Annotated in this window: 7 protein-coding genes; 2 read left to right on the top strand and 5 right to left on the bottom strand. The window is 47.1% G+C overall.

The window, feature by feature from the left end:
* Positions 1-390: 390 nt before the first annotated feature.
* The 5 genes from AC4MRN_RS18340 to AC4MRN_RS18320 form a co-directional block, all read right to left on the bottom strand.
* Entirely contained in the window at positions 391-1,209 is an 819-nt protein-coding gene (locus AC4MRN_RS18340) for a hypothetical protein (RefSeq protein WP_491204096.1), read from the bottom strand.
* Positions 1,210-1,451: 242 nt separating this feature from the next.
* On the bottom strand, positions 1,452-2,543 hold the full coding sequence (ychF, locus tag AC4MRN_RS18335) for a redox-regulated ATPase YchF (protein WP_155014365.1): 1,092 nt from the start codon (positions 2,541-2,543) through the stop codon (positions 1,452-1,454).
* Positions 2,544-2,559: 16 nt separating this feature from the next.
* Complete coding sequence (gene pth / locus AC4MRN_RS18330) at positions 2,560-3,153, bottom strand: aminoacyl-tRNA hydrolase (RefSeq protein WP_073322376.1); 594 nt, start codon at positions 3,151-3,153, stop codon at positions 2,560-2,562.
* A 5-nt stretch (positions 3,154-3,158) separates the two neighbouring features.
* Positions 3,159-3,785: a 50S ribosomal protein L25/general stress protein Ctc gene (locus AC4MRN_RS18325; RefSeq protein ID WP_073322374.1), complete on the bottom strand. Its 627-nt coding sequence runs from the start codon at positions 3,783-3,785 to the stop codon at positions 3,159-3,161.
* A gap of 163 nt (positions 3,786-3,948) precedes the next feature.
* On the bottom strand, positions 3,949-4,182 hold the full coding sequence (locus AC4MRN_RS18320) for a hypothetical protein (protein ID WP_491204095.1): 234 nt from the start codon (positions 4,180-4,182) through the stop codon (positions 3,949-3,951).
* A 329-nt stretch (positions 4,183-4,511) separates the two neighbouring features.
* On the opposite strand from AC4MRN_RS18320, the gene AC4MRN_RS18315 reads away from it, so the two are divergent.
* Positions 4,512-5,774: an ABC transporter substrate-binding protein gene (locus tag AC4MRN_RS18315; RefSeq protein ID WP_491204094.1), complete on the top strand. Its 1,263-nt coding sequence runs from the start codon at positions 4,512-4,514 to the stop codon at positions 5,772-5,774.
* A 15-nt stretch (positions 5,775-5,789) separates the two neighbouring features.
* Positions 5,790-7,134 (top strand): sensor histidine kinase (locus AC4MRN_RS18310; protein ID WP_491204093.1); only part of this gene is annotated, 1,345 nt, incomplete at its 3' end.

The raw sequence follows: 7,134 nt of genomic DNA, 5'->3' as shown, positions 1-7,134 counted from the left end.
AGCCTCCGATTGTTTTACTTCCCTCTCAGGAAGTGGCGCGTATTATGCGTATATGAACCTAGTGCGTCAACCCCTTTTTTTCGCCCTTTTGTTTAACTGCTTATTATCTGTTCGCCAGCGTTGTTATTTCCAGCAAAATGGCGCTTTTCGTCGTTTTATAACCCATTCAGCTGAGCTTGCCTGCCTACATTTTCATCGATCATGTCATTGTTGAGAAAAGATAATTGTCAGCCAAGAATAAAAATTAAAGTGCTACCAGCAAGCTTAGGACGGCAAATAAGTACATTTTGTATTCTCAACACGTTACTGGGGAAGACGTTTCGGGTAGATGCGCCCGTAGCGCAATCGAATTATTGAGTGCTCAGTATACAAAATCGCCCAGATGCTTTGTTAGTGCTGGGGTTGAGACACAAAATGCGGCTCGAGTTGTTTAATCAGCGACGGCAAAAGATATGGTTTATCCGCCAGGTACTGCTGGGTTGTTATATTGGTATTATTAATCCAAAAAACACGGAGTTCTGGTGAGTGGATGAGCGCCAGTGAGGAATGAAAGTACTTTTCATAAAGCGCGTCGAGTTGACCCGCCTCAAAGGCTGTTTTTAATCCCTTTTCTATGCGAGTCGCCAATTCAGGCTGCTTGCCTGAGACATAGAAATACATTGGCAGGTAAGTCAGCATTGCTGTTTGTGTTGAATATGTCAGCGAGGGATATTGCTGGCTCAGGTTTACATGTTCCCCTATAAGTTCATAAGGACTGCGCATTAGCAGGTCAAACCGATTTGCCGTCAGCATAACAAATAAACCCTCATAGCGGCTGCCATAAACGATTCTGAAATGTTCATCTTCAAGAAAACGAGATGTTGACCAGCCGACGCCCTGACCAAACGAAAACTGATAGAAATCCTTCAGAGACGATACTTTATTTAGTGCAGGCAGAATGTTTGGCGTTGTAAAAAATAACCGGAAGCTTGCCAATCCCCGAACGAGTGGAAAGGGGACTCTGATAGCAGCGTTGTTCCAGCGCTCTTTCGCATGCGAAACAGTCACAGAAAATTGCTCGCCAACTTCAAGCCCTTTTAGTTGCCTCTCAGGCAAGGTTTCCGTGCTGTGATAACGGATCTCGAATTCACCAAATTCCTGTCGGGTTGATTCCAGTGACAATTCCAGTAATGCATGGACATACTGCAAATGTGATGAAGCCCGGTTCATGTGGGGGACTTGCACTACTGTAACCGAATTGTCAGGGGCGGGCGATGAGATTGCCCCAGTGGAAAAAAGCGCGAGAGAAAGCACGGCGCATACAAACAACTTCATTGATAGCGACTTTTAAATGAATCCCGCGTAAGAATAGTGTGCTTTGATGACAAAAGCGAAAAAGATGTGAATAAAAATAAACAGGTTGGAAGGAAAAGTGCACAAAAAAGCCCGACGATTGCCGGGCTTCTGATTATTTAGACGTTGAAGCGGAAGTGAATGACATCGCCATCTTTTACGATGTAGTCTTTACCTTCCAGACGCCATTTACCGGCATCTTTTGCACCTTGTTCACCGTTGAATTCGACAAAGTGGTCGTAACCTACGATTTCAGCGCGGATAAAACCTTTTTCAAAGTCGGTATGAATTTTACCTGCGGCTTGTGGTGCGGTAGAACCTTCTGGGAATGTCCAGGCACGCACTTCTTTCACGCCAGCCGTAAAGTACGTCTGCAAAGTCAGCAGGTTGTAGCCAGCGCGAATTACTCGGTTTAACCCCGGCTCTTCTAGGCCCATATCAGCCATGAACTCTTCGCGATCTTCGTCGTCCAGTTCGGCAATGTCCGATTCAATGGCTGCACATACTGCAACTACCACGGCGTTTTCTTCAGCTGCGATTGCCTTGACCTGATCCAGGTAAGGGTTGTTCTCGAAGCCATCTTCGTTCACGTTAGCAATATACATGGTGGGCTTTAGCGTAAGCATATGCATGTAGCTAATAGCCGCCAGTTCTTCTTTTTCTAAAGGCAGAGAGCGCAGCAGTAAACCTTCGTCCAGATGCGGTTTGATTTTTTCCAGTACTTTCATTTCAAACTTAGCATCGGCGTCACCGCCTTTTGCGCGCTTAGCTACGCGGTGCAACGCTTTCTCCGTTGTCTCAAGGTCTGCTAATGCTAATTCAGTGTTGATAATGTCGATATCGTCTTTAGGGCTGACTTTTCCGGCTACGTGAACAATGTTTTCATCGTCGAAACAACGCACAACATGGCCAATAGCGTCGGTTTCACGAATATTTGCCAGGAATTTATTACCCAGGCCTTCGCCTTTTGATGCACCTTCAACCAAACCTGCAATGTCAACGAACTCCATGGTAGTGGGGATGACGCGCTGCGGCTTTACAATTTCCGCCAGTTTATCAAGTCGAAGATCCGGAACCGGTACCACACCTGTGTTAGGTTCAATAGTACAGAAAGGAAAGTTAGCGGCTTCAATTCCCGCTTTGGTCAATGCATTGAACAACGTTGATTTACCAACGTTCGGCAGGCCTACAATGCCACATTTAAATCCCATGATGGAGCCCTTGAAATTAGAGGTTTATATCTGCTTTAAAACTGTGAAGGCGATTTTGCGCCATTTTCAGATCATTTTTAAGTAATATTTCAGTGCAGCGAACCGATTCATCGATAGCGCTCTCAATGGCTTCGCGCTCAGCCGGGGCTGGCTTGCCAAGCACATGTCCGGTTACCCGGCTTTTGTGACCCGGATGACCAATACCGATACGCAATCGCAAGAAATCGCGATTATTGCCCATTTTGGCAACGATATCGCGGATGCCGTTCTGGCTTGAGCTACCACCCACTTTGAATTTGGCCACACCTGGTGGTAAATCCAGTTCGTCAAATGCGACTAACATTTGTGACGGTTCTATACGATAGAAGTTCGCCAGTGCTGCAACAGACTGACCGCTTTTATTCATGAATGTGGTGGGGTAAAGCAACCGAATGTCCTGGCCTGCTACGTTGATTCGCGCAGTTTTACCAAAGAACTTACTTTCTGGCGTTAAGCTTGTCTGAAACGTCGCGGCGAGCTGGTCTAAAAACCATGCGCCTGCGTTGTGGCGGGTATTTTCGTATTCGGGGCCCGGATTACCCAGGCCCACAATGAGACGTATGTCTGCCAAAGGAATTATTCCTCAGCAGCGTCTTCTTCTGCTTCGTCAGCCGCGCCACCTTTAGGTGGTTTAACTGTCACAACTGCAAGGTCGTGAGCGTCGTCGCCTTTGGCCAGTTCTACAGAACTTACGCCAGCAGGCAGAGTCAGGTCAGACAGGTGCAGAGTTTGACCCAGTTCGATGTTAGCCATATCGACTTCGATGAACTCAGGCAGGTCTTTTGGTAAGCAGGTAATTTCTACTTCAGTTACGTGGTGTTCAGCAACACCGCCACCTTTAACCGCTGCAGATGAAGCTTCGTTAACGAAGTGCAGAGGTACAGACGTGTGAACGTCCTGGCCAGCAATTACACGTTGGAAATCCATGTGCATAATTTTTGGCTTGTAAGGGTGACGTTGAACGTCTTTCAGCAGAACTTCAACAGACTTGCCGTCGACGTTCAGCGTTAAAACGTGTGAGTAAAACGCTTCAAATTCTTGCGCTTGGATTACTTTGTTGTGCTCAAGCGTAATAGAAAGAGGGGCTTCTTCACCACCGTAAACGATAGCTGGAACCAGATCAGCGTGACGAAGGCGGCGGCTCGCACCTTTCCCTAAGTCTGTACGGATCTTCGCGTCCAGATTAAAAATTGCTTCAGACATTAACTGTCTCCAATTTAATATATTGATAATTAAGCAGAATTTCGCGACCAAAATCTGCAGTGTGCAGTAAAAGCACCGTTAATTAACAGCACATACTACCAACCCTGAATTTACAGGGCGGCGAATTCTACCACCCAAGTAGTGAAGATACAAACACAAAGCCCTATTTGAGCTGGGATTTAGCCGCTTCAGCATGGCTTTCATCGATGATGACTACCGATTTTACGACCAGTAGTTTGCCGTACTGGGTAAATGTAATGGCAGATTCATCGACTACACCACTGACTTCAGCAATTAGGCCGTCACGTCGATAGGCGGATTGTAGCCCCTTGAGTGTGTATTTTTGTCCTTTATGGGTATGCAAGGCAAAAAAGCCGCCTTCGAGGTTTTTATACACAATGGTGCCAGTGTACGTGACATGTTTGACGTGTTGGGACTGGTCTTGCTGATTTGTGTTTATTTCCGACCCAACTCGAGGCGACTCTACCGGTTTATTGGCAGAACAAGCTGTCAAGAGGGGGATTGATGCGATAGTTAAAAAGGCTAGAGTTTTGGTGTTGGGTTTAAACATTTTTAGTGCCCTGAATAGAAGGTGCATACTGATTATAACCTTTGTGTTGCCTATTTTATTTCCAGGGCGTCAAAAATCCTGAAATCATCTATAGTTATAGCAAACTTTGTGGTGCAGTTTCAGCAACACACCGCGCATCTACGGAATAACAATATATGCAAAACAACCGCCGTACGTTTTTAAAAGGGTCTGCAGCCGCGTTAACCGGGGCCATTTGCGCGACAAAAGCCCCGTACGTGTTCGCCAAAAAAACGGTCACGTTACGTGTAATGGGTACCCATGTCACGCTGCAGGAGCCGTTGCGACGCAGAGCAATGCAGGAGCTGGGAATCGATATACGCTTTGAGCCTATGGGCAGTGCTGCCGTGTTACAAAAGGCCTCGGCCGACCCGGCGTCTTTCGACCTTTATGAACAATGGTCAGATTCCATAAATGTGCTGTGGTACGCCGGCGCGATTCAGGCGCTTGACGTGGACAGGCTGACATACTGGCCAGAAATAAACGATTTAACGAAAACGGGCAAGATCAGCCCCGACGCACAGACCGGAGCAGGAGACGCGCCAAATAAAATTTTATTTGTTCAGAACGACGGCTTATTGGGACCTAAGCCAACCAAACAAATCAGTTTTATGCCTTATGTACACAATGTCGATTCATTTGGCTATGACACCCGGGTAATTGCGGAAGCAAAGGGCTATACGGAAGAATCCTGGGGATGGTTATTAGATGACGCAAATCGTGGAAAAGTGGGATTGGTTAACGCGCCAACTATCGGAATTTTTGATGCCGCCCTTGCAGCACAAGCTCAGGGATTAGTGCGGTTCAACGATATCGGCAATATGACCATCGCTGAACTTGATCAGCTGTTTGCGGTGTTAATTGAGAAAAAGCAGTCCGGACATTTCGCCGGGTTCTGGACATCGGTACCCCAGTCCGTTGAGTTTATGGTAAACAGACGCGTTAACATCCAGAGTATGTTTTCGCCTGGCGTCACAGCCTGTAAAGGGCAGGGCGTCCCGGTTCGATATGCGGCGCCTAAAGAGGGGTATCGAGCCTGGCATGGCGTAATGTGTTTGTCTTCTAAAACTACCGGACATGTAAAAGACGCCGCCTATGAATATATGAACTGGTGGTTGTCTGGCTATCCCGGAGCTTTCATTGCGCGTCAGGGCTATTACATCTCCAATCCGCAGCGTAGCCGTCCGCTGATGAGTGAAGCTGAGTGGGATTACTGGTACGAAGGACAGGAAGCGCGAGCGGGATTGACCGGCACCGATGGCAAGTTGTCAGTGAAAGCCGGAGAACGACGGGATGGAGGTAGCTATACCAAGCGATTCTCTAACATCGCCGTATGGAATACGGTCATGGATAACTATGATTACAGCCTGGATCGCTGGTATGAATTTCTCAATGCTTAAGCTGGTCAGGTAAACATGCTATCACGCCTCAAGTCTTCTATTGCGTTAAAAGTCAGCGCGGTGCTGGCGGTATTTTTATTGATTCTGGCTGTAAATTACGGTGTTTTGAACAATAAAATCAAACAGGTCGACACGTCGGTATCGCGTATTTTACTTATTTCAAACAACGCCATCCGGGTACTCGAAATCAATAAGGATATTGTGGACTTACAACGCAATGTGTCGGTTTTCGGTCAGTCTGGTAATGCTGCCATTCTGGAAAAGATGAAAGAAACGCATATCAGTATTCAGCAGCGCCTGGATGTGGTGAAACGCAATATCGTGGACCCGCTGGTGAATGAACCCATAAACGACATGCAGCTGTTGGTTAATCGCTACGGTGAAAATCTCGAGGTAGTGCAGTCGCTCTACGAAGCGAAAGATGTACTGATTGCCAAAGCGCTCCCTGATACCTTCATTAAGGGAGAGTCGCTCATTCAGTCACTCATTCAACAGGCAAAAGGCACAGATAAAACTACAGCCAGCCTGGCGTTGAATGCCTGGTATCAAATGAATCAGTCTGCCAACCTGTTTCTGACCCAGCGGCAATTTAAACAGCGCAGGGCGGTAAACGCGGCCATTGCCCAAATGCGTTCTACTGTCGGGACATTTTCAGATGGATTTGCTCGTGACCATAAGACTGAACTGGATGCACTGCTGCAATTAGGTAGTGACTATCAGCTGGAATTTGGGCAGGGGGTGCAGGCAAACCGTAATTACCTGTCGTTGGTGAATGTGGTGATGGCCGGTGATGCGGTTGAGTTCACCATTCAGGCCAACAAGCTAAGAGAGCGATCATTAGACTTGCTGGCGAATATAAAGCAGCAGGGCGAACAGGCGGTGTCAGTAACCCAGCGGCTAATTCAGCTTTCGGTGGTAGTTGGGCTTACACTGTTCATTATATTCGGGCTGTTTTTCCACTTACACATTACCAGTGCCATAAAACGACTCACTGAATCATTCCAGTCGTTCAGAACCGGTAATTTAACCGCGCCCATTCACGATACCCACAGACTGGACGAAATAGGCTTGCTGGCTGGTGCCGCTCAGCGCTTCCGAGCGGTTAGTGAAGACTTGCTTGACGCGAAGAAAGAAGCGGAAAATACGTCTAAAATTAAGTCTGAGTTTTTGGCTAATATGAGCCACGAGATTCGCACACCAATGAACGGTATTTTGGGGATGGTGGGGCTACTGTCTAAAACCAAACTGGCTGCTGAACAGAAAGAAATGCTCGATATCATAGACTCTTCAGGTAAGAGCCTGCTGGTGATCCTGAACGACATTCTCGATTTCAGCAAAATTGATTCGGGCAAAATTCGAC

Source organism: Marisediminitalea sp. (genome assembly GCF_984433645.1).
The sequence above is the reverse complement of the archived record's forward strand: the minus strand, read 5'-3'. Positions and strand labels throughout refer to the sequence as shown.

Excerpts from the sequence above, each read along its gene's own strand:
- AC4MRN_RS18340 (WP_491204096.1), bottom strand. The coding sequence starts at position 1,209 with ATGAACCGGGCTTCATCACATTTGCAGTATGTCCATGCATTACTGGAA.
- ychF (WP_155014365.1), bottom strand. The coding sequence starts at position 2,543 with ATGGGATTTAAATGTGGCATTGTAGGCCTGCCGAACGTTGGTAAATCA.
- AC4MRN_RS18325 (WP_073322374.1), bottom strand. The coding sequence starts at position 3,785 with ATGTCTGAAGCAATTTTTAATCTGGACGCGAAGATCCGTACAGACTTA.
- AC4MRN_RS18315 (WP_491204094.1), top strand. The coding sequence starts at position 4,512 with ATGCAAAACAACCGCCGTACGTTTTTAAAAGGGTCTGCAGCCGCGTTA.